The 20,245-nt window shown below is 69.6% G+C and carries 18 protein-coding genes; 6 read left to right on the forward strand and 12 right to left on the reverse strand.

Features of this window, described 5'->3' with window-relative positions:
• Positions 1-20: 20 nt before the first annotated feature.
• The 8 genes from EYF70_RS13930 to EYF70_RS13965 form a co-directional block, all read right to left on the reverse strand.
• Positions 21-1,022: a GIY-YIG nuclease family protein gene (locus EYF70_RS13930; RefSeq protein WP_131145946.1), complete on the reverse strand. Its 1,002-nt coding sequence runs from the start codon at positions 1,020-1,022 to the stop codon at positions 21-23.
• The gene (locus EYF70_RS13935) at positions 1,019-2,074 is read right to left on the reverse strand and encodes an aminotransferase class I/II-fold pyridoxal phosphate-dependent enzyme (RefSeq protein ID WP_131145947.1); all 1,056 of its coding nucleotides are present in this window, start codon (positions 2,072-2,074) and stop codon (positions 1,019-1,021) included. Before EYF70_RS13935 ends, EYF70_RS13930 begins: the two co-directional genes overlap by 4 nt.
• 7 nt (positions 2,075-2,081) lie before the next feature.
• Positions 2,082-4,301 (reverse strand): carboxypeptidase-like regulatory domain-containing protein, encoded by a 2,220-nt coding sequence (locus tag EYF70_RS13940; protein ID WP_131145948.1) that lies wholly within the window; start codon positions 4,299-4,301, stop codon positions 2,082-2,084.
• Between the two features lie 9 nt (positions 4,302-4,310).
• Positions 4,311-5,699 carry a hypothetical protein gene (locus tag EYF70_RS13945; RefSeq protein WP_218943782.1) on the reverse strand — a complete coding sequence of 463 codons (1,389 nt, stop codon included), beginning with the start codon at positions 5,697-5,699 and terminating at the stop codon, positions 4,311-4,313.
• A 5-nt stretch (positions 5,700-5,704) separates the two neighbouring features.
• Entirely contained in the window at positions 5,705-6,442 is a 738-nt protein-coding gene (locus tag EYF70_RS31080; protein WP_165497665.1) for a hypothetical protein, read from the reverse strand.
• A 146-nt stretch (positions 6,443-6,588) separates the two neighbouring features.
• Positions 6,589-7,200, reverse strand: coding sequence for a hypothetical protein (locus tag EYF70_RS13955; protein WP_131145949.1), 612 nt, complete (start codon positions 7,198-7,200; stop codon positions 6,589-6,591).
• A 182-nt stretch (positions 7,201-7,382) separates the two neighbouring features.
• Positions 7,383-8,273, reverse strand: coding sequence for an intradiol ring-cleavage dioxygenase (locus EYF70_RS13960; RefSeq protein ID WP_131145950.1), 891 nt, complete (start codon positions 8,271-8,273; stop codon positions 7,383-7,385).
• A gap of 26 nt (positions 8,274-8,299) precedes the next feature.
• Positions 8,300-8,866, reverse strand: coding sequence for a Spy/CpxP family protein refolding chaperone (locus EYF70_RS13965; protein WP_131145951.1), 567 nt, complete (start codon positions 8,864-8,866; stop codon positions 8,300-8,302).
• 191 nt (positions 8,867-9,057) lie between these two features.
• Between EYF70_RS13965 and EYF70_RS13970 the strand changes: the two genes are divergently transcribed.
• From EYF70_RS13970 to EYF70_RS13980, 3 genes are all read left to right on the forward strand, one after another.
• Complete coding sequence (locus tag EYF70_RS13970) at positions 9,058-9,747, forward strand: response regulator transcription factor (RefSeq protein ID WP_131145952.1); 690 nt, start codon at positions 9,058-9,060, stop codon at positions 9,745-9,747.
• 1 nt (position 9,748) lies between these two features.
• On the forward strand, positions 9,749-11,236 hold the full coding sequence (locus EYF70_RS13975) for a sensor histidine kinase (RefSeq protein WP_131145953.1): 1,488 nt from the start codon (positions 9,749-9,751) through the stop codon (positions 11,234-11,236).
• Positions 11,237-11,332: 96 nt separating this feature from the next.
• Positions 11,333-13,261: a PGAP1-like alpha/beta domain-containing protein gene (locus EYF70_RS13980; RefSeq protein ID WP_131145954.1), complete on the forward strand. Its 1,929-nt coding sequence runs from the start codon at positions 11,333-11,335 to the stop codon at positions 13,259-13,261.
• A gap of 131 nt (positions 13,262-13,392) precedes the next feature.
• Here the strand turns inward: EYF70_RS13980 and dcd are convergent, their stop codons facing one another.
• The gene (gene dcd / locus EYF70_RS13985; RefSeq protein WP_131145955.1) at positions 13,393-13,959 is read right to left on the reverse strand and encodes a dCTP deaminase; all 567 of its coding nucleotides are present in this window, start codon (positions 13,957-13,959) and stop codon (positions 13,393-13,395) included.
• Positions 13,960-14,056: 97 nt separating this feature from the next.
• Positions 14,057-14,887 (reverse strand): alpha/beta hydrolase, encoded by an 831-nt coding sequence (locus EYF70_RS13990; RefSeq protein ID WP_131145956.1) that lies wholly within the window; start codon positions 14,885-14,887, stop codon positions 14,057-14,059.
• A gap of 195 nt (positions 14,888-15,082) precedes the next feature.
• Here EYF70_RS13990 and EYF70_RS13995 point away from each other — a divergent pair, with 195 nt between their 5' ends.
• The 3 genes from EYF70_RS13995 to EYF70_RS14005 all read left to right on the forward strand — a co-directional run bounded on the left by EYF70_RS13995 (position 15,083) and on the right by EYF70_RS14005 (position 16,836).
• Positions 15,083-15,862 carry a class II aldolase/adducin family protein gene (locus EYF70_RS13995; protein WP_131145957.1) on the forward strand — a complete coding sequence of 260 codons (780 nt, stop codon included), beginning with the start codon at positions 15,083-15,085 and terminating at the stop codon, positions 15,860-15,862.
• Positions 15,863-15,885: 23 nt separating this feature from the next.
• Complete coding sequence (locus tag EYF70_RS14000) at positions 15,886-16,071, forward strand: 4-oxalocrotonate tautomerase (RefSeq protein ID WP_131145958.1); 186 nt, start codon at positions 15,886-15,888, stop codon at positions 16,069-16,071.
• A 162-nt stretch (positions 16,072-16,233) separates the two neighbouring features.
• On the forward strand, positions 16,234-16,836 hold the full coding sequence (locus tag EYF70_RS14005) for a hypothetical protein (protein ID WP_131145959.1): 603 nt from the start codon (positions 16,234-16,236) through the stop codon (positions 16,834-16,836).
• A 275-nt stretch (positions 16,837-17,111) separates the two neighbouring features.
• Here the strand turns inward: EYF70_RS14005 and EYF70_RS14010 are convergent, their stop codons facing one another.
• Both EYF70_RS14010 and EYF70_RS14015 read right to left on the reverse strand, forming a co-directional pair.
• Positions 17,112-18,029 (reverse strand): LysR family transcriptional regulator, encoded by a 918-nt coding sequence (locus tag EYF70_RS14010; RefSeq protein ID WP_131145960.1) that lies wholly within the window; start codon positions 18,027-18,029, stop codon positions 17,112-17,114.
• A gap of 86 nt (positions 18,030-18,115) precedes the next feature.
• Complete coding sequence (locus tag EYF70_RS14015; protein ID WP_131145961.1) at positions 18,116-20,116, reverse strand: PAS domain-containing hybrid sensor histidine kinase/response regulator; 2,001 nt, start codon at positions 20,114-20,116, stop codon at positions 18,116-18,118.
• Positions 20,117-20,245 lie beyond the last annotated feature (129 nt).

Genomic DNA, 20,245 nt, shown 5'->3' on the forward strand with positions numbered 1-20,245 from the left:
CTGGCCGGCCGCCCCTGCGGCTAGCCCCATCCCATCAGCTCCATTTCCAGTTCCGCGTTCTGGTTCGTCAGCACGCCCGGGTGATTGCGCAGCATCGACCGGTTGATCGCCATTTCGATGTTGCGCCGGACCGCCTCCGGCCGGGTGCTCTCCGCGATGTACACGTGGTGCCCCGACACCGGCAATCCCAGCACCGTCGCACCCAGCCTGTGCCGGGAGATCCGCTCATGCAGGTTGCCGGTCTGGCCGCTGTAGGCCTTCCACGCATTGCCCTTCCTGAACGTGATCAGGTAGAAGCCGGGCCGTCTCGGCAGCCCCAGGTTGCGCACGTTGTCCAGGGTGCCCTTGTGCTGGAAGGCGGGTGCCTCCGTCGCCAGCGACCGGATCACGCTGCGCAGCGTGGCGGGCATCTCGTCCTGCGGGCCGGCATCGCCGCCGCCATCATCGGTGGCGGGCAGGTCGATCGGCTCGAAGGCGGGCGCCGGCTCGTCCCCGGCCGGTTCGTCCTGCGGGCCCGCATCCTGCACCGGCAGCGGATAGCCCATCGGTTCGCTGACCATCACGCCACCCGGCCAGCCACCGTAGAACGGCCCCCAGTACGGCCCGCGCGGCCAGCGGCCCGGCCTGGGCCCCGGCCTGGGTCCCGGTCGCGGCCCGGGGCGGGGACCGGGAGGAGGCGCCGGCCGCCCCTGCGGTCGCGAAGGCCGCGCCACCGGTCCCTGCCCCGGCCGGCCGCCGGCCCGGTAGACCGGCCGGGCATTCCCCCGCCCCGTGTTTCCGCGTCCGCTGCTGCCCCGGCCCGTGTTACCGCGCCCCGTGCTGCCCCGGCCGCCGCCGCCCCTGCCCCCCATCGACATGCGGCCCCGCTCTTCCTCGAACTCGCCGCCCCAGCCTTCGTCTTCCCCCATCCATTCGCCGGCCAGGCCTGCCCCGCCTGCGCCTTCTCCCGCCGCTCCTCCGGCCAGTTCGCCCGCCGCGAACGGCAGGGTCTCGAACTCCTCGTTCATCGATTGCCCGTTCATGCCAGCTCCTTCACGTGATGCCGCAGGGCGTGTGCCGCCCGTGCGATGTCCGCCTTCGTGTGGTCCGCGCGCAGCAGGAAGGCCAGCAGCGCCGCGCCGCCCCTGCACTGCGGTACCGCCAACACCCCGTCGCGCCGCAGCGCCCCGTGCGCCGCCGCCAGGTCCAGCCAGCGCGGCAGCCGCACCGCCTGCACGGGAAACGCGCCGCCCTCGGTGGCGATGCCCTGCTCCGCCAGCGCGGCGCGGAACTGTCCGATCCGCTGCCGCAGCGCGGCGCGCAACGCATCGCCGCATACCCTGTTCAGTTCCAGCGCATGGCGGGCCGCGACCACGGTCGCCACCGGCGGCGGACTGGCATGCAGGCGCGTGTCGCTGACAGCTTCGAAATGCCGCACCAGCGCCGCGCTGCCGGCCAATACCGCGAGGGGCACGCCGAAACCTTTCGCCAGCGATGCGCCCATCAGCACCGGGGCACCGGCCAGGCCGTGCGCGACGATGGAACCGCCGCCGCGCGGCCCCAGCACGCCAAGCGCCTGGGCATCGTCCAGCAGCAGCAGGCCATCGGCGCCTGCCGCCAGCGCCGCGTAGCTTGCCAGCGGCGGCGCGCCGGCACGGTCCGGGTAGTAGCCATCGGCCAGCACCAGCGGCCGGCGGCCAAGCTGCCGCGCCAATCCCACCAGGCTTGCCAGCTCGGCCAGGGCGCCGCTGCGAAACACCCGCAGCGGCAGGCCCATGCCGGCAGCCCGTTCGCCACCCCAGCGCGCCACCGGGTAGGCCGCGCCGTCGACCAGCACCATGTACGGCTTGCCATCCCGTTCCCGGCCCAGCATGCCGAACACATCCCAGAACAGGTGCAGTGTCGACGGCAGCAAGGTCGCCGCCGCGCAGCCCTGCAAGGCTGCCAGGTCACGCGCCACTGCACGCGCGCCCGGCACTTCGGCCAGCGCCGCCGGCTTGCCCAGCGTGAGCGCCGGCCAGTCGTCCAGTGCGGCCCGGCCATGCCGCAGGCCCAGGTAGAGGGCACTGGTAAAATCCGCCGCCGCCGCGCCCACCCGCCGCTCACATCGCCGAGCGCTGTTGCTGCCGCGCCAGCCGCTGGCGCAGCAGGACCGATGGCAGCGTGGCTTCCTCGGCCGGATTGGCCGCGTCGATCGACAGGTCGACCCCGGTGGCGGCGCGGTAGGCGTGGATGTAGCCCTGCGCCTGCGGCCGCCAGAAGCGCGCCCAGTTGAAGGCCTGCGTGGCTTCGTACACGTCGCTCCAGTGGCCGAAGCGGATCGACAGCAGCAGCTGCTCGCCGAAGATCGCCAGGTTACGGAAGTGCATCACGCTGGTATCGCTCCACAGCTGCAGCTTCTTCATCGCGTCGACCCGGTCCATCCACGGTTCCGGATAGGCCACCATCACCCGGGTCGGCAGGAATTCGCGGAACTCCGGCCGCGCCAGCAGCCACTGCTGCATCAGCATCTCGATGCGCGCCGTCGACGGCAGGTCGCCATACTGGTTGTGCGCACCCTGCGACAGGATCAGGTGCACTTCCTTCAGCGCGTTCAGGATCGGGAACGCATCGGCCTTGACGGTGGTGTCGTCATCCTGCCGGTAGAAGCTGGTGAGCAGCCGCAGCAGGTGATGGAAGGCTTCCAGGAACTTCGAGCGGCTGTCGGCCGGGCGCATGTTGCGCACCGCCTTGCCGTCGAGCCGGATGCCATAGTGATGGTCGTACTCGTAGTTGCGCCGCACCACGGTGAGCCGGTGCTGTTCATCCTGCGTGTAACCCCACAGCAGGTTGTTCAGCGGGCGCAGCATGTCGATCTCGGTATTGGCCAGCGGGTCCGTGGCGAGTGGCGAGCGCAGGTTCTGGAAGCGCTGCGTGATCACGTTCATGGTCTGCACCAGCATGCCTTCTTCCTGCCAGTAGCTCCAGATCAGCTCGATCAGGCAGGGGTTCGACAGCCGGTCCTGGATGATGCCGAAGCACAGTTCCGCCTCGTCGCAGTGGCCCGAACCGGACGGGATCACCGGCACGTCCGGCAGCTTGCGCCGGATCACGGCGAGGTACGGCAGCATTTCCGTGCCGCCCACCGATTCCAGGTAATCCTGCACCAGCGTGTCGCGCAGGTCGCCGCTGGCCGGAATATCGCGCCGGTCCAGGTAGGCGTTGTCGTTGACGGGATCGAACGCGAACGGTTCGCGCAGCACGCCGCAGTTGACCATCACGAAAGCCTCGGTGGCCGCCTTCAGCACCCGGTACGATTCCGAGTCCGTGAACGGCAGCGCGCGCCGGTGCTTCAGCGACTGGAACACGGAAGACTTCTTGCCGAAGCGGGTGCGCTCGAACGGCGCGTTGGCCGGATCGGCGGGCGGCACGCAGAACAGCTGGTCGAGGAAGTCCATGTAGTTGTTGAAGGACAGCGCCTCGGTGCTGTTGCGGATCAGCGTCCACAGCGCCAGGTCCGGCGTGGCCTCGGTCTCGGTCCGCGTCAGCGCCACGCCGATATTGCCGGAGATGGGCTGCGCCGGCCGTTCTTCGGCCACGAACGCGCCGCTCACGCCCAGCTTGGCGCCACCCGTGATGCCGGAAGGTACCAGGCTCGGCGTGCCGATCACCTGGCCGGCGCGGCGGGCAAACACCAGCCGGCCGATGAAGTCATGGCGCCCAGGCTTGCGGATCATCTGGCCGGCGGAATAGAGGTTGCCATCCTCCGGCTGCCACGGCCCATCCGCTTCCAGCCCGACACGGTCGGTGACGGCGCTGCTGCCGTCGCTGCCCTGGAAGCGCACGACCGCAATGGCCCGGCTCCCGACGACCGGGTCCCTGGTGCGCGCGCAGGTGGCCGATTGCTCGAACTCGAACGTGACCGCGGGGCCGATCGGCAGGCGGATATCCATTTTCAGCACCGTATCGGCGTCGACCTCGCCGCCCTCGAAGCGGTACACATCCGGGCCGTCGGCCGGCGTGACGTGGTCGTACAGCGCGAAATACAGGCCGGGTTCCAGCCCCTCGAACGTGACGATGCCTTGCGGCCCGGTCGGCACATCGATCAGCTGGTCGTGATCCTGCGGCCGCCAGTCGGCGCACTCGTCCCGCGTCCAGGAACGGAACGTGGGGCCGTCCACGTCCCGGGCACGAAACAGCCGGATCGTGGCGCCCACCAGCGGCCGGCCGCTGACCTGGTCCGTTACCTTCACTTCAATCGTGCCCCGGCCTTCCACGATCGCCACCACCGTCACGGCGGCCACCGCGGCAGGGGCACCCTTCGCCAATTTCCTCGTACTCATGTCGCTCTCCTAGAAACGTGATTCACCTGTCGTCAGTGCCGCGCCGCTGCGTCCGGCCAAGCCCACCATGGCGCCCCGTACCGCCGTTCTCACCGAGGACTGCACCGCGCCGTTTACCGTGATTGCGCGCCGTCCTCCATCCTCCAGCGCGCTGCGCATCGCCCAGTGCGTGAGCAGGCGCGCCAGCAGCACGCTTTCATCCTCCGGCGCCAGCAGGCCATCCGCCCGCGCCTGGCCGATCACCGCCAGCACCAGCGACGGCGCGCTGTCGTACATGCGCTGCGGCGCCGCGTGCCACCAGCGGAACAGCCGCGCCAGCCGTGCCGGCTGCCGCTCGCCCACCGCCATCGCTTCCTTCAGCGAGGCGCCGCCCAGCGCGCGCGGCCGGTGATGCGCCAGCAGGCCGGCCATCGCCGGCAGGCTCGCCGTCAGCTGTTCCAGCAGCAGCCGGTCCGGCGGCGCCAGGCCGTCGAGCGGATAGAACGCGTCCCACAGCCGCTCGATGCGCGTCCATTGCGGGTGCGGATACAGCAGCCGGCCCAGTGCGCAACTGAGTTTCACGCGCAGCCAGGGCACCGGGTGCGGATCGTCGCCGTTCAGCCGGAACACGAACACGCGCGGCAGCGACAGCACGCCGATCAGTCCCAGCGTGGCGACCACGCCGACCCGCGCCAGCGACCAGAAATCGGCCACTACTTCGGAAATCCACCGTTCCCACAGTCGCCAGACATGCCCCGGGCCGCTTCCGCCATGCTGCAACGCCTGCAGCACGGGCCGCAGCGAGTTGACCAGGTCGAGCAGCGCGGCGCCCTGGTGCCCGACTTCATGCACCAGCGACGAGGCGATGCTGCTGCCGATCATCCGCTCGCGCGGCACACGGATGATGGCGACCGGGTTCTCGCCGCCGCCCGGCAGCCGCGTCCGGGCGCGCCGGATGGCGGCACCGGGCCCCCGGTCCAGGTAGCACACCAGCGGCGGGGAGTCGAAGTAGCCGCCGGGCAGGCGCAGCGCATCGCGCGACACGGTATCGAGCCCCGCCAGCCAGACGCCGTTGCCGTGTTCGCTGCGCTGGGTGACCACATCGATGAACAGGTCGAACTGCGTCAGCGCGGCATTGAACTTCAGGCGCAGGAAAGTGAAGCGCCGCTGCGCGTCCGCCACCGAGACCCGCCTTGCCGCCGGCCCGCGCAGCCATTCCAGGAAGCGCCGCACCATCTGGCGCAGCTCGCGCCGGCCCAGCGTCAGGTGCCGTTCGATCGCCGCCTGCGCCGCGGCCGGCAATGCCGCCGCCGGCACCATCGGCTCGATCAGCACGAAGGGCTGCATGCGGTCGACCCGGTTCAGCAGCGAGCGCGCTTCCTGCGCCAGCATCCAGGCGGCATAGGCACCGATGGCCATGGCCGTCAGGCGCCGTACAGCACGATCTTGCGGCCCTGGCGCATCCAGCGGCCGGTATTGGCGCGTCCGCCGCTGCCGCCAGCGCGCCCTTGCCCCGAGCCCATGCCCTGGCCGCCCTGCCCGCCGCGCCCCTGCCCCTGCCCCTGGCCCTGCGCTTGTCCCTGAGTCAGCAAACCCGGCGCGAACTGCTTCGCCGCCGCCGTGGCGGCTTGCTGGGCGATCTGGCGCGGGTCGCCGCCGCGTGCCTGGGCGGCGCGGTTGACCGTGTCGGCGGCGATCTTCACGAAGGTCTTGGCGCCTTCGAATTCACGGTCCTCGCCGGACATCTCGCCTTCCGCTTCCAGCCCCAGCGCATTGCCGGCCGCCGAGGCCAGGCCGCTGCCGATCTTCGCTCCGAGCGGGCCGCCGAAATAGCCGCCGATCGCGCCGCCGGCCATCGGCAGCGCCTTCTTCGCCACGCCTTTCAGCACGCCGCCAACAGCTTGCCCGACAGGCGACTTGATGATGTTGCCGGCCACCGAGGCGGCTTTTTTCAGGAAGCTGCCGAGGAACTGGTCCAGTTCCTGTTCGTTGGTGACCGACAGCAGTTCGTTGGCCAGTTCCATTTCATCCGCCTCGGACAGCAGGCCGCCGCCCTCGCCGGTCCATTCGCCCTGGCCGAATTCGTACTGTTCCATTTCATAGCCGCTGCCGCCGCCAAATTCCTGGCCGTATTCCAGGGTCGTGCGATCGATGTCATGCATGATGAGCTCCCGTTGATCCAGTTGATCCCGCTTGGTTCCCCAATGAATTGCCGCTTGCTTCCCGCTTGCTTCCCGCCTGATTCCCCTTCCGTCCCGCCAAACATCAGATACAACACATCAATACCGGAACGGCCACACCGCCCCGCCTACAAATCGATCACCTGGATGCGCCGGCCCCGCCGCCGCCAGTTGCCGGACAGCGGCGCGGCGGCACGCTGCCGCAGCAGCCCCGGCGCATTGCGGCGCGCGGCCTGCATCAGGCCCTGCTGCGTGGCCTGCCCGGCTGGCTGGCCCACCCGCGCCAGCGCCTGCCGCGTGGCATCCACGGCCAGCCGCACGAACTGCCGGGCCACCTCGAATTCCTTGTCCTCGGGCGACAGGCCTTCCAGCTCCAGCCCGAACACGCCGGCAGCCTTGCGTTTCAGGTCGGCCGGGGCGCGCGTGGCGTCCAGCGGAAAGACCATTCGGGCGGCGCGATGCAGCACACGCAGGACCGGTTCGCGCAAGGCACGCTGCCGCGTATCCGTGGCCGGCCCGACGAGATCGGCCAGCACCGGCGCCAGCTCATCGGCCGTGCGCGCCTCCAGCAAACGCGCGGCGAAATCCAGTTCGCCGAATTCGCCGCCGCCAATGCGGTCGGGCCATGGCGCCTGCGCTTCCCCGTCGGACGGCAACTCCAGTTCGGGCTTGAAGTCGAGCAGGCGGCGGTCGGCCGGTCCCTGCCAGGCAATCCGTGAGACGGCAAGTCGGTGGTCCATGGCGGGCTCCCCGTGGAGTGCGGCCCGATGCCGCACGTACCACGGGTAAGTGCAAGCGCCATGCCAGGCGTTTCCGGGGAGGCGATGCCGCAGTAGGGCGAAAATGGCTTCGCCCCGCGGCGGGCGCGGGGCGAAATCGGCGAAACGGGGTTCGCCGGGAGGGTGTCAGGCAGGCTGGGGCATCAGGCGACGACGGCGACCGTCAGCGTGGCCACGTAGCCATCGGTGGCGTTGCCCGTTACCGTGGCAAGCTGCAGCGTGTAGCCGTCGCTGAAGATATTGTCGGTGGCGAAGCTGATCTGCGCCAGGTTGCGCACGCTGGCGCTGTAGCCGGCGGTGGCATAGACCTGGTTGCAGATGTCGGTCGGGAAGGCGAACTGCGACGTCTTGATGCGGTTCGACGCGCTGGACGCCCGCGCCAGCGTGGGGTACACCTCGAAGTGCACGTGCGGCATGCGCCCCGCATAGCAGCCGGGGAAGATCGTGGTGAAGGTGATGTCGCCGTCGGCATCCGCTTCCTGTACCCCGCGCAGGTAGTTCTGGTTCGTCACTCCGCTGGAATACAGCGAGTAGTTGCCGTCGCGGTCGCAATGCCACAGGTAGACGGCGAACGCGTCGGCTGCGGCGCAGCTGTTGTTGGCGTTCACGATGTGCAGCTTGATGGTCAGCGGCACGCCGGCCGCCGTACCGCTCATGCCGCCGAAGCTGGCGCGGATGTCGCTGCGCACTACGCCACTCTGCGTCAGTACGTTGACCACGCCGCTGCCGTTGCTGTTGGTGCCGTCGGCCGGGTACGGGCCACCGGTTTCCTCGGGAATGACCGTGCAGCTGCCGCTGGTGGTCGTGCTGCCCGAACCGGTGGTCGTCGTACCCGTGGTCGTCGTGCCGGTGGCGATCGTGCCGCTCGTGCCGGTGTCGGTAGTGCTGGCTGCCGTGTCCGAAGAACCGCCGCATCCGAGGATGGGCAGCGATGCGGCGCCGGCCAGCAGCCAGCGCAGCGACTGGCGCCGGCCGGCCGTGGTGTGCAGCATCGTTTGCAGGTCTTCTTCCAGGCTGTGGCCGTGATGTGCCATGGCTTGCTCCTTGTCGTTATCGGGTGTTATTGCTCGGCTGGCCGCGGTCCACGCCCGTCGCGGCGCTGTGCCAGCGTCTTGCGCTGTTCGGCGCTCAGCACGGCCAGCACCTTCTGTTCGGTGCGCAGGTGCGACAGCGTGATGTTGGCGTCCGCCTGCGCCGCGGCCTGGGCCAGCTTCACGGCGGCGGCATCGTCGTATCGGACGGCACCGTGCAGGCCGGACAGCGCGCGGTCGACCTTGTCGCGCGCTCTGGCCTGTTCGCGCAGGTACGGCACCTGGCCATGGACGATGGCGAAGATCTTGTCCTGTTGCGCCTCGCTCAGGGCGATGCCGCGCAGGTAGGGCGGCACGCCGTCGAAGCCCCGGCCGGCATCCGGGCCATCGCCTGGGCCGCCGCCACGCGGCCCGTCTTCGCCATGCATGGCCGGGCCGGGACCGCGTTGCTCGTCCGCGCGCGGGCCGTCGCGTGGACCATCGTGCCGGCTGTCCTCCGGGCGTTCGTCGCCGCTGCCCTGGGCCAGCGCCGCCAGCGGCAGGGCCAGCACGGCGGCAAGCAGGAATCGTTGCAGGTTTGGTGTTGTGTTATTCATCAGCGCTCCTTCGGTGACAGGGAAGCCGCCATTCTGCGAGGGCGCCATGTAAAGCGCGGTAAGGCAGGGGTAAAACCGCGTAAAGAGCCCTGGAGAACGCGGCTGTAAAAGCGGGTAAAAGCCGCCGCGGCGCCGCCGGTTGCGCAGCTTGGACTGCTATCATGGCCGTTTTGCAGCCTGATGAAGAAGCGATGAGCAAGGTCCTGTTGATCGACGACGATGTCGAACTGGTAAGCATGTTCCAGGAATACCTGGAACAGGAAGGATTCGACGTGACGACCGCCCACGATGGCGAAGCCGGCACGGCGGCGGCCCTGACGGGGCAGCACGCGATCGCCATCCTCGATGTGATGATGCCCCGGATGAACGGCCTGGAAACGCTGCGGCGCATCCGCGCGGCCAGCCGCATGCCGATCCTGATGCTGACCGCGCGCGGCGACGATACCGACCGCATCGTGGGCCTGGAACTGGGCGCGGACGATTACGTGACCAAGCCATGCACGCCGCGCGAGCTGACGGCGCGCATCCGCGCGATCCTGCGCCGCACGGCCGGTACCCCGATGGACCAGCTGGCATCGGCCCCGCTGGTGGTCGGCCAGCTGACCATGTGGCCGGAACAGCGCCGCGCCGCCTGGGCAGGCACCACGGTGGAACTGACCAGCACCGAATTCAACCTGCTCGAAGTGCTGGCCCGCCATGCCGGCAAGCCGGTCAGCAAGAACATCCTGTCCGAGCAGGGCCTGGGGCGGCCGATGGCGCGCTTCGACCGCAATATCGACGTGCACCTGTCCAGCCTGCGCCACAAGCTGGGCACGCTGGCCGACGGCCGCTCCTGCCTGCAGACCGTCTACCGGATGGGTTACCAGCTGATCAAGGATTGACGTGGGCCGGCTGTTCTGGAAATTCTTCCTGTCGATCCTGCTCGCACAGGTGGCTGCCACGGTGGGCATCGGCGGCGCCCTCTGGCTGAAGAACCGCGCCGCGCAACAGGAACGGCGGCCCGCCATCGACACCAGCCCGCCCGCCGCGATGGCGATCGAATCGGCCGCCGCCACGCTGGAATTCGGCGGGCCGCAGGCGCTCGGCCGCCTGCTGGAGAACATGGACCGCCACCGCGTGTTCGCCGTGGACGACCTGGGCAAGGAACTGCTGGGGCGCATCGTCAACCCGGTGCAGGTGGCAGCGGCGCGGGCGGTGCTCGACAATGGCGATACCCGCGTAGTGCGCCGGATCACGCTGCCCAACGGCCGGCGCTACCTGCTGTTCCTGCCCGCGCAGGACCGGATGACGCCCCTGTACAGCGGCGATGCGCGGCCCCTGCTGGCCGGCGCGGGCATGCCGATGCCGGAAGTCGGCCCGCGCCCCCCGGGCCTGCGGCCGGGCTTCCCCCAGGGAGCGGCACGCCCGTATCCGGACCCGGCATCGGGCACGCCGGGCCCGATGCCGGGTCCGGACGGTCCGCGCGGCCGCTTCCAGCCGCTGACGCCCTTCATTCCGCTGGCCGCCGCCCTGGTGGCCAGCCTGCTGTTCGCCGCGCTGCTGGCCTGGTATTTTTCCCGTCCCATCCGCGCCTTGCGCCAGGCCTTCGAAGCCGCCTCGCAGGGTGACCTGGCGCCCCGCTTCGCCGGCGCGGGCCGGCGCGGCGACGAACTGGCGGACCTGGGCCGCGATTTCGACCGCATGACGGCGCGGCTGCGCAACCTGATGGATGGCCAGCGCCGCCTGCTGCACGACGTGTCGCACGAGCTGCGCTCGCCGCTGGCACGGCTGCAGGCGGCGATCGGGCTGGCGCACCAGAACCCGGCGCGGATGGCGGCGTCGTTCGGGCGCATCGAACGGGAGAGCGTGCGCATGGACAAGCTGGTCGATGAACTGCTTACGTTGTCGCGGCTGGAGGCGGGCGCGCTGTCCGGCACGCGCGAGGAAATCGACGTGGCCGAACTGCTGCACGGAATCGTCGGCGACGCCCAATTCGAGGCCACGGCCCAGGGCCGCACGGTGGCCGCGCAGGGCATGGCCGACGTGGTGCTGCTCGGCCAGCCGGACCTGCTGGCGCGCGCCATCGAGAACGTGGTGCGCAACGCGATCAAGCACAGCCCGGCGGGGGAAAACATCGTTGTCGAGGGCACCGTGGAGGGCGGCACGCTGCGCATCCGCGTGCTGGACCGCGGGCCCGGCGTGGCCCCGCAGGACCTGCGGACCATCTTCGAGCCCTTCTTCCGCAGCAGCGGCACCGAGAAGGACGTGGAGGGCCATGGCCTGGGCCTGGCCATCGCACGGCAGGTGGTGCAGCAGCACGGCGGCACGATCGGCGCCGCGAACCGGGATGGCGGCGGCCTGTGCGTGGAGATCGCGCTGCCGCTGGATTGAGCGCCGGCGCCCTGCCGCAAGCGGCAGGCTTCCGCAAAAGTTGCAAAAGTGGCAAAATGCCGATCATCGCCGTCGAACCCCACCGCGAGTCGCCGCATGTCCTTCTTTCCTCTGCCCGCTGTTTCTTCCCCCACGGCGCCCGCGCCAGCTGCCCGGCTGAAGACCGTTGCCGCCGCGCTGTCGTGCTGCCTGCTCGGTGCCTGCGGCCTCGTCAAGGTCAATGGCGATGCCCGGACCTTTTATTCCTCGACCGTGCTGGTCGGCCGTGTCGCCAGTGCCGCCCCGCCCGGCACGCCGCTGGTGGTGGCGGCCTTCACCCGCCAGGACGGTGCGCTGGTGCCGGTCCACCACACGGTGCTGCACGAGCCGGGCGGCTATGAGCTGCTGGTGCCGCGCGGCGAACACGTGGTCGCCGCGTTCGCCGATGCCAACGGCAACCTGCGGCTCGACGCGGGCGAACAGGCCGGCCAGTTCCGCCCCGGGCCGGTCGTCGCGAACGGTACCGGCACCGTCATCGAGCTCAATTTCACGGTGGCCGGCCAGGCCACCGATATCCCGGTCGGCACGGCCGTCAGCGAGACGCCGCCGGCCACGCTGCACAGCACGCAGGCCGGTGCCATCGCCGACCTCGACGCGCCGGTGTTTTCACCGGAGTTCGCCCGCATCGGCTACTGGACGCCCACGGAATTCTTCCGCAACGCCGGCGGCAACGTGTACTTCCTCGAGAAATACGACCCGGCCAGGATCCCCGTGCTGTTCATCCACGGCGTGGGCGGCTCGCCGCAGGACTGGCGCTACTTCTTCGACAAGCTGGACCGCAAGCGCTACCAGCCCTGGTTCTTCTACTATCCGTCCGGCGCCGCGCTCGATTCCGTCTCCTACCTGCTGTACTGGAAGCTGATCAATCTCCAGCGCCAGTACCACTTCGAGCGCATCGTCCTCACCGCGCACAGCATGGGCGGACTCGTGGCGCGCAATTTCCTGTCGAACCACGGCTCGCAGCTGCCGGTGGAGAAAACCTTCGTGTCGCTGTCGACGCCGTGGGGCGGCGATGCCATGGCCGACCAGGGCGTGGCGCACTCCCCGGCCGTGGTCCCGTCATGGAACGACATGCAGGCCGGCGGGCGCTTCATCCAGTCGCTGTACCGGCGCGCGCTGCCGGGCGATACGGCTTACTACCTGTTCTTCGGCCACGCCGGCCGCTACAGCCTGCTGCATTCGGCCAATACCGACGGCGCGGTCACGCTGGCCAGCGAACTGCGCCCGCAAGCCCAGGCCGAGGCGCGCATGATCTACGGCTTCGACGAGGACCACACGAGCATCCTGCGCTCGCCGCAGGTGTTCGCCCGCTACGCGGCGGTGCTCGACGCGGCCATGGCCAGGCCCGGCACCGCCCCGGCCGCGCCGGGCGGCCACCTGCGCGTGGCGCTGCGCCATCGCGGCGCCGGCGCGCTGGCCCCGGCCGAACCCCTGCTGGTGCTGACGCCCGCCGATGCCGCGCAGGGGCGCATCGTCGTGCCCCTGCTGGCCGGCGACCGGGGCCGCCGCCTGGGGCCGTTCGCTCCCGGTGTCTACGACGTGGCCGTCGTATCGCCCGGCTTCAGCGCGCAGCCGGCCCGGCGCAAGGTCGCGATCGCCGCCGGCCAGGTACCGGAACTGGACATCGAGCTCCAGCCCGTGGGCACGCTGTTCGGTTATATCGGCGCGGACGTCGCACCGGGAGGAAATCCCGCGGGGAGCTTCCGCGAGCCGCATCCGGGCATCGACATCGAGGCCATCACGCTGTCCGGCGCGGGCATCGAACGCACCCTCGTGCCCGACCGCGGCCGCACGGAACTGGGCATCGACAGCTACCTGGCCGGCAAGGACGACGCGGCTAGGGCCATGTTCTCCTTCGTCGGCCTGCCCGATGGCGACTACGCGCTGACGATCACCGCGCCGGGCTACCACCCCTACCGCGCCACGCATACCGTCGTCGCCGGGCAGTCCGGCAAGGTGGAGCCCATCGTGCTGGCACGGCGTTAGGCGGACTGTCCGGGCGGTGCCGCGGGAACACTGCGATCGTGGCGCGCGGCTCGTGGTTCCCCGCAAACGACAAGGCCTCCCGGCTGGCAGCGGGGAGGCCTTGCGGAGGTGCCGATGGCGCGCCGGCTACATCAGGCCTTCGGCAGCGTCACGCCGTGCTGGCCCTGGTACTTGCCGTTGCGGTCCTTGTACGAGGTCTCGCATTCCTCGTCGCTCTGGAAGAACAGCACCTGGGCGCAGCCTTCGCCGGCGTAGATCTTGGCGGGCAGCGGCGTGGTGTTGGAGAACTCCAGCGTCACGTAGCCTTCCCATTCCGGCTCGAACGGCGTGACGTTGACGATGATGCCGCAGCGCGCATAGGTCGACTTGCCGAGGCAGACGGTCAGCACATCGCGGGGGATGCGGAAGTATTCGATGGTGCGGGCCAGCGCGAACGAATTCGGCGGGATGATGCAGACATCGCTCTTCACGTCGACGAAGGAATTCGAATCGAAGTTCTTCGGGTCGACGATCGTGCTGTTGATGTTCGTGAAGATCTTGAACTCGTCGGCGCAGCGGATATCGTAGCCGTACGACGACGTGCCGAACGAGATCACCTTGCGGCCGTCCACGGCCCGGACCTGGCCGGGCTCGAAGGGTTCGATCATTCCGGTCGATTCCGCCATCCGGCGGATCCATTTGTCGCTTTTAATCGTCATCGCAAAGGCTTCAATTCTGTGGGTGGGTGATGCGGCCGCGCCGCGTGGGGGCGATTTTACGCGATCCCGCTTCCGGCCTGAAGGGTTTTACAACATTTCAGCCATGGCGCGCATCGGCGCACAGCGGCAATCCGGCACCCAGCAGGTCGCACGCCATGTCGCGGATCGCCTGGGCCGTCAGCACGGGAAACTCCATCGGGAACAGGTGCCCGCCCGGCATCATCTGGAAATGGCGGCCCACCAGCGCCTTCGTGGCGGCCAGGCCGGCCTGCCGGTTTTCCACCGAAATGCGCCCGGCCAGGTACCCCACCGGCACGGGAAATTCGCCGGCCACCAGCCGCCCCACGTGGTGCGGCAGGGTGCGGTAGACCGCCGTTTCCACCTCGCGCGAGAAACGCAGCTGCACGCCGTCGGGATGCGGCGCCAGCCCGGCGGCCAGGTAATCCTGCAGGACACCGGGTGCCCATGCCGCGAACAGTTCCTTGCTGGCGAAGTGGCGCAGCGCATCGGCCTCGCTGGGCCACACGTTCCGGCGCCGGGCGGACAGCCGCGCCGGCGAATAGCGGTCTTCCGCGTTGAACCGCTTGATGAGCCGCCAGGCCAGCGCGCGCCAGCCCGCCACGACGGGCGAATCGAGCAGCACCACGCAGCGCGCCAGGTCCGGCCGCTGCGCCGCCGCCATCAGGCTCAGCATCCCGCCCAGCGAATGGCCGACCAGGATCGCCGGCTCGCCGTGGTAGCGGGCCACCAGTTCGGCGATCAGCTCGTCCACCAGTTCATGCCAGCCGTCCCGCACGGGAAACGCGGGATTGTGGGCATGCATGTCCAGCGCGCCGACGTCGAACTCCCTGCCGAGCTGGGCGAACAGCTGGCGATAGGTTCCGGCGGGGTAACTGTTGGCGTGGGCGAAATGCAGGATCGGTTTCATTGTGGGCGGCGCCAGGGCGCCGGGAATTTCGGCGTGGCGATGGTAGCGGCGAAAACTTATGATTGTCTTACTTCAAGAATAGTAATGAATCTTAACATAAGGCAAACCTCGACCGTTGCCTGGGAGGCGGATCGTACGGACAGCCTATACAGGCAGTGAGGTATCGGACGGCGCAAACCCTGCTACGCTTTCGCCATGGACAGACTCTCGACACCCGGCCAGGCGGCACTCGTGCGCCCCGGCATCGCCTCCCCCGCCGAATGGCAAACCCGCGTCGACCTGGCGGCCTGCTACCAGCTGTGCGCGCTGCATGGCTGGGACGACGGCATCTACACGCATATCTCGGCCGCCGTACCGGGCGAACCGGGCTGTTACCTGATCAACCCGTTCGGCATGCGCTTCGAGGAAGTCACGGCGTCGAACCTGGTCAAGGTCGACTGCGACGGCAATCCGGTCGGCCCGTCCCAGTACACGGTCAACCGGTCGGGCTTCCGCCTGCACGCGGCGGTGCACGCGGCGCGCCCGGACGCGGCCTGCGTGCTGCACCTGCATAACATGGCCGGCCTGGCCGTGGGCATGCAGGACGATGGCCTGCTTCCGCTGTCGCCCTACGCGTTGCGGTTCCACGGCGCGCTGGCCTATCACGACTACGAAGGCATCGCGATGATGCCGGACGAGCAGGCGCGCCTGGTGCGCGACCTGGGTACCCACCAGGCCATGCTGCTGCGCCACCACGGCACCCTGACGGTGGGCCGCACCATCGCCGAGGCGTTCGTCCTGATGGAAACCCTGGACCGCGCGTGCGAGGCGCAATGGCGTGCCCAGGCGGCCGGCGTGCCGCTGCGCCAGCCGCCCGAGGCGATCTGCCGGACCGCCCACGCGCAGCTGGTGGGCGACGGCGCTCCCGAAGGCGCGCTCGAATGGCCGTCGCTGCTGCGCCGCCTGGATGCCGAACGCCCCCGCTACCGCACCTGAACCCGCCACGAAGGAGATACACGATGCCCACCATTAATGTCCAGCTGTTCGAGGGCCGCACGCCGGAAGAAAAACGCGCGTTCGTGCAAGCCGTCACGGAAGCCACCGTGAAAACCCTGGGCGCGTCGCCCGAATCGGTCGACATCCTGATCCACGAGGTTAAGCGCGAGCACTGGGCCACGGCCGGCAAGCTGTGGTCCGAGCGCTAAGCCGGGCGATGTCGCCCGCACGCCGTTGATCCGCACCTGGCGACAAATTTACGAAACTTTTCCGGAAACGGCCCGGATATCATGGAGCCCCCCGCCGCCCGGGTTCCCGCTATCGTGGCAGGAACACCGGCGGCTGGCCCAACGCCACCGGAGGTCTCCACGATGAACGCATCCATGAAGCCGCTGCCCCGCGCGGCATACCCGCTGCTCGTGCTGGGGGCGCTGCTGGCCGGCTGCGCCATGCCGCCGACAGGCCAGCACGGCACAGCCGCCGTGGCAGCGCCAGGCACCTGCGGCCCGTGCTGCGAGCGCGATCCCGCGGCCGAGGCCAGCGCCACGCAAGGCCGGTCGCCCGCCTGGCCGGACAGTCCCTATCTCGGCAAGGATACCTATGCCAACGTGGTGCTGGCACCGGGCACGGTACTGTATTCGCTGACGCCGGGCGCGCCGCCGCGCTTCGCAGTCGCCGAGCAGACACTGCGCGATGCGGCCGGCCAGTGGGACAGGTATTACGCGCTGGTGCAGGTCACCACCGATCCCGGCAAGGACGCCGACGGCAAGCCGCGCACGCTGCGCGAGCTGGTGCGGACCTTCCACGTCACCGATCACGTATGCGCCGCCCGGGGCATCGCCAGGGCCAACAAGCAGTTCGGCGCCGGCGGCGGCACGCAGTACTACATTTCTCCGGCCGACGGGGCCAAGCTGCGGCCGGGCGAGAACCTGCCGATCACGCGCTGGTATGTCGAGGAGATCGATGGCAGGTGAGTGAAGTACAGTGGGCAAGCACGTTGGGCGGGCGAGCCTGTAGGGCCCTTGGGTTTGGGCTCGGACCTGATGCGGACTAGATAAATCCAGCCCAAGTGCAAATTCCGGGGTCAGGGAGGAATACTGGCTCGCAGCCTTGATGCCGCTAAGTTAAGCGTCACCTGACACATTGAAAGCGCATGCATTCACCCCAACGGCGAAGGGCTGGGGTCAGACCCGCCGGGTCTGACCCCGGAATTTGCCCTTGGGGTCGGCCTAACTTAACGGCATTGACCTCACGCCCGGGCCGACCCGCCCTTGCCGAACATCCGCGATTCCGCCGCCAGCGCCAGCAGGTTCGGATCCCGCTCGCGCGACTTCGACAGCAGCAAGGTGATCACCTGGTGGGAGGCATACGGCTCGGCCAGCGGAATCAGTTCGATGCGCCCGCTGTACTCGGCCACCCGGGCCGGCAGCAGGCTGTAGCCCATGCCGCTGCCGACCAGGTTGATCAGCGAGAAGATATCGCCGACCCGCATCGCCGTCTCCGGCACGAAGCCGGCCTGGCGGAAGGCGTGGTTGAAACTGTCCGACGTGACGAAGCCATCGCCCAGCGTGATGAACTGCTCGCTGCGCAGGGCCTTCAGGTCGACTTGCGCCATGCCTGCATAGGGCGACTGCAGCGGAGCGGCGAGCCGCACTTCGTCCTCGAACAGCGGCACCGCGACCAGGGCGGCGTTGTCGGATGGCGCCTGCAGGCCGATCACGACAGCGTCGAGCCGGCCATCGACCAGGCCCTGCAACAGGTCCTTGTTGGAACCGAGCGTCAGGTCGATGTGCAGGTCGGGCCGGCGCAGCTTCAGGCCCATCAGCAGGTGCGGGATGCAGCGCAAGGTCAGCGAGTACAGCGAGCCGATGCGCAGCCGGTTGCTGTTGAACCCGGCCAGTTCGCGCACCTTGCGGATGCCTTCCTCGGTCTCCGCCACCGCCCGCTGCGCGTGGCTGGCAAACGCGAACGCAGCCGGCAGCGCCGTCAGCTTGCGGCCCTCGCGCTGGAACAGCTGGCAGCGCAGGCCCTGTTCCAGCGAATGCAGGGCGCGGTGCACGCTGACGATGCTTTGCCCGACCTCTTCCGAGACCCGCGCAAGGCTGGACAGGCGCATGAAGGCCAGGAAGATTTCCAGTTTTTTCAGGGTGATTTCTTCGTCGATCATCCGGCGAGCATAGCGCAATCTCCGGCGCCAGCGTAAGCCAGGATAGACATTCGCAGGAACTGGACGGCCCGCGCCCGCCCACGCGACTAGGGTTCGGCGTGGCGTGGCGTGACTTCCGCCAGCGCCGCCACCAGCCGGCCGACATCGACCGGCTTGACGAAGTACAGATCGAAACCCGCTTCGATGGCGGCCGCCCGGTCGGAGGCCTGGCCGTAGCCGGACATGCCGATCAGCCACGCGCCGCGGGTGCGCGGATCGGCCCGCAGCTGCCGCGCCAGCGTGAGGCCGTCGATATCCGGCAGGCCGATGTCGAGCAGGCACACGTCGGGCTGCAGTTCGGCGGCGCGGCGCACCGCGTCGCGCGAGCTGGCCAGGCTGATCACCCGGTGCCCGAGCGACGACAGCAGCATCTCCACCATGGCCAGCGCATCCTCGTTGTCGTCCACCGCCAGCACGCGCAGCGCCGTGGCGCCGGGCGGCGGCACCCAGGTGTGCGCCGGCGCGGCCAGCTGCGGCGTGTCCGCCAGCGGCAGGCACACGGTGAAGCACGTGCCCCGCCCCGCCCCGGCACTGCGCGCATGCACGGTTCCGCCATGCAGTTCCACCAGGCTGCGCACCAGGGCCAGGCCGATCCCCAGCCCGCCCTGCTTGCGGTCCGGACTGCGCTCGCCCTGCACGAACATGCCGAACACGGGTTCGATCATGTCCGCCGCCAGGCCGATGCCGTTGTCCGTGACGGCGGTGCGCACATGGCGCTCGTCGATGGCCAGTTCGACCTCGATGATGCCGCCTTCGGGCGTGAACTTGGCGGCATTGCTGAGCAGGTTGGCGATCACCTGCACGAGCCGCTTTTCATCGCCCGTCACGAAAGCCGCGGACTGCGGCTGGCGCACGTGCAGCGTGTGGCGGCGCGCTTCCAGCGCGGGCCGGGCCTGTTCGGTGGCCTGGGACACCACCCGCTTCATGTCCAGCGGCTTCGTGTCGAGCGTGATGAGGCCGCGCGTCACGCGCGCCACGTCGAGCAGTTCGTCGACGAGGGCGCTCATGTGCGCCACCTGCCGGTGGATCACCGCCAGCGTGTGCTCCACCTGCTTTTCGTCGCGCCGGCCCAGCGACAGCAGCGCCGCCGCGGCACTGATCGGTGCCAGCGGATTGCGCAGCTCGTGGGCCAGCATGGCCAGGAACTCGTCCTTGCGGCGGTCCGCCACGATCAGCGCCTTTTCCGCCTCGACCCGGTCGGCGATATCCATCGCGATGGCGGTGGCGCCGGCCGGCTTGCCGGCCGCGTCGACGATCGGCGCGGCCGACAGCAGCACCATGCGGTGCGGCCGGCCGGGGCCGAACGACTCCACCTCGAGCAGGCACTTGTCGACCGTCTGCCCCGCCAGCGCGCGGTACAGCGGCCATTCCTCCGGCCGCAGCCTGGCGCCTTCGCCGCCGGGGCTGGCGGCCCAGCCATGCCAGGCGGCGAAGTCCAGCGTGCCGTCGATGCACGGGAGCGCGGCGCCGAACAGCGCCTCGTGAGCCGGATTGGCGTGCAGCAGCTTGCCCCGCTCGTCCAGCATGATGATCCCCACTGGCGCCGAGCGCAGCACCGAGGCGAGGTAGGCGCGGTTGGCTTCCGCGCTCCTCGCGCTACGCATCGCCTCCTCGCGCGCACTGCGCAGCGCGCGTTGCGCCAGCACTTCGGCCGTGACGTCGATGGTCGTGTGCGAGATGCAGATGAGCTGGCCCGCCTCGTCGAAGATCGGCGTGTTGGTGGCGCTCCAGTAGCGGTCCTCGAACCATGTCTTGCCATCCCTGGTCATGCCGATCGGATAGCGCTGCGCCGACATGGTCTGCGGCGCGCGGGTTTCGATCGCCCTGGCGATGGAGCGCCCGAGCGGGCCGACACCGGTATCGCCCGCGTCGCCGGGGTCTTCGGCGAACGCCTCGAACAGGGGAAGTCCCAGCAGGTCCTCGCGGCGACGCCCGACGTAGCCGAGGAAGGCATCGTTGACGGCGATGATCTCCAGCTTGTCGGTCGGCGCCAGCAGGTACTGGCCGATCGGCGAGCGGTGAAAGGCGGCGGTGAAAAGCGCATCCATCGTGGACCCGATCGGTTGGCAAGGCCCGATTGTGGCACCGGCGCGCCGTCACCGGCGCCCGGAACGGCCGCGCAGGAGCGCGGCGACGCTGGGGCCGGGCACCCCGCGGCGGCGCCGCTCAGCCATGGT

Source organism: Pseudoduganella albidiflava (assembly GCF_004322755.1).
GTDB classification, from domain to species: Bacteria; Pseudomonadota; Gammaproteobacteria; order Burkholderiales; family Burkholderiaceae_D; genus Rugamonas; species Rugamonas albidiflava.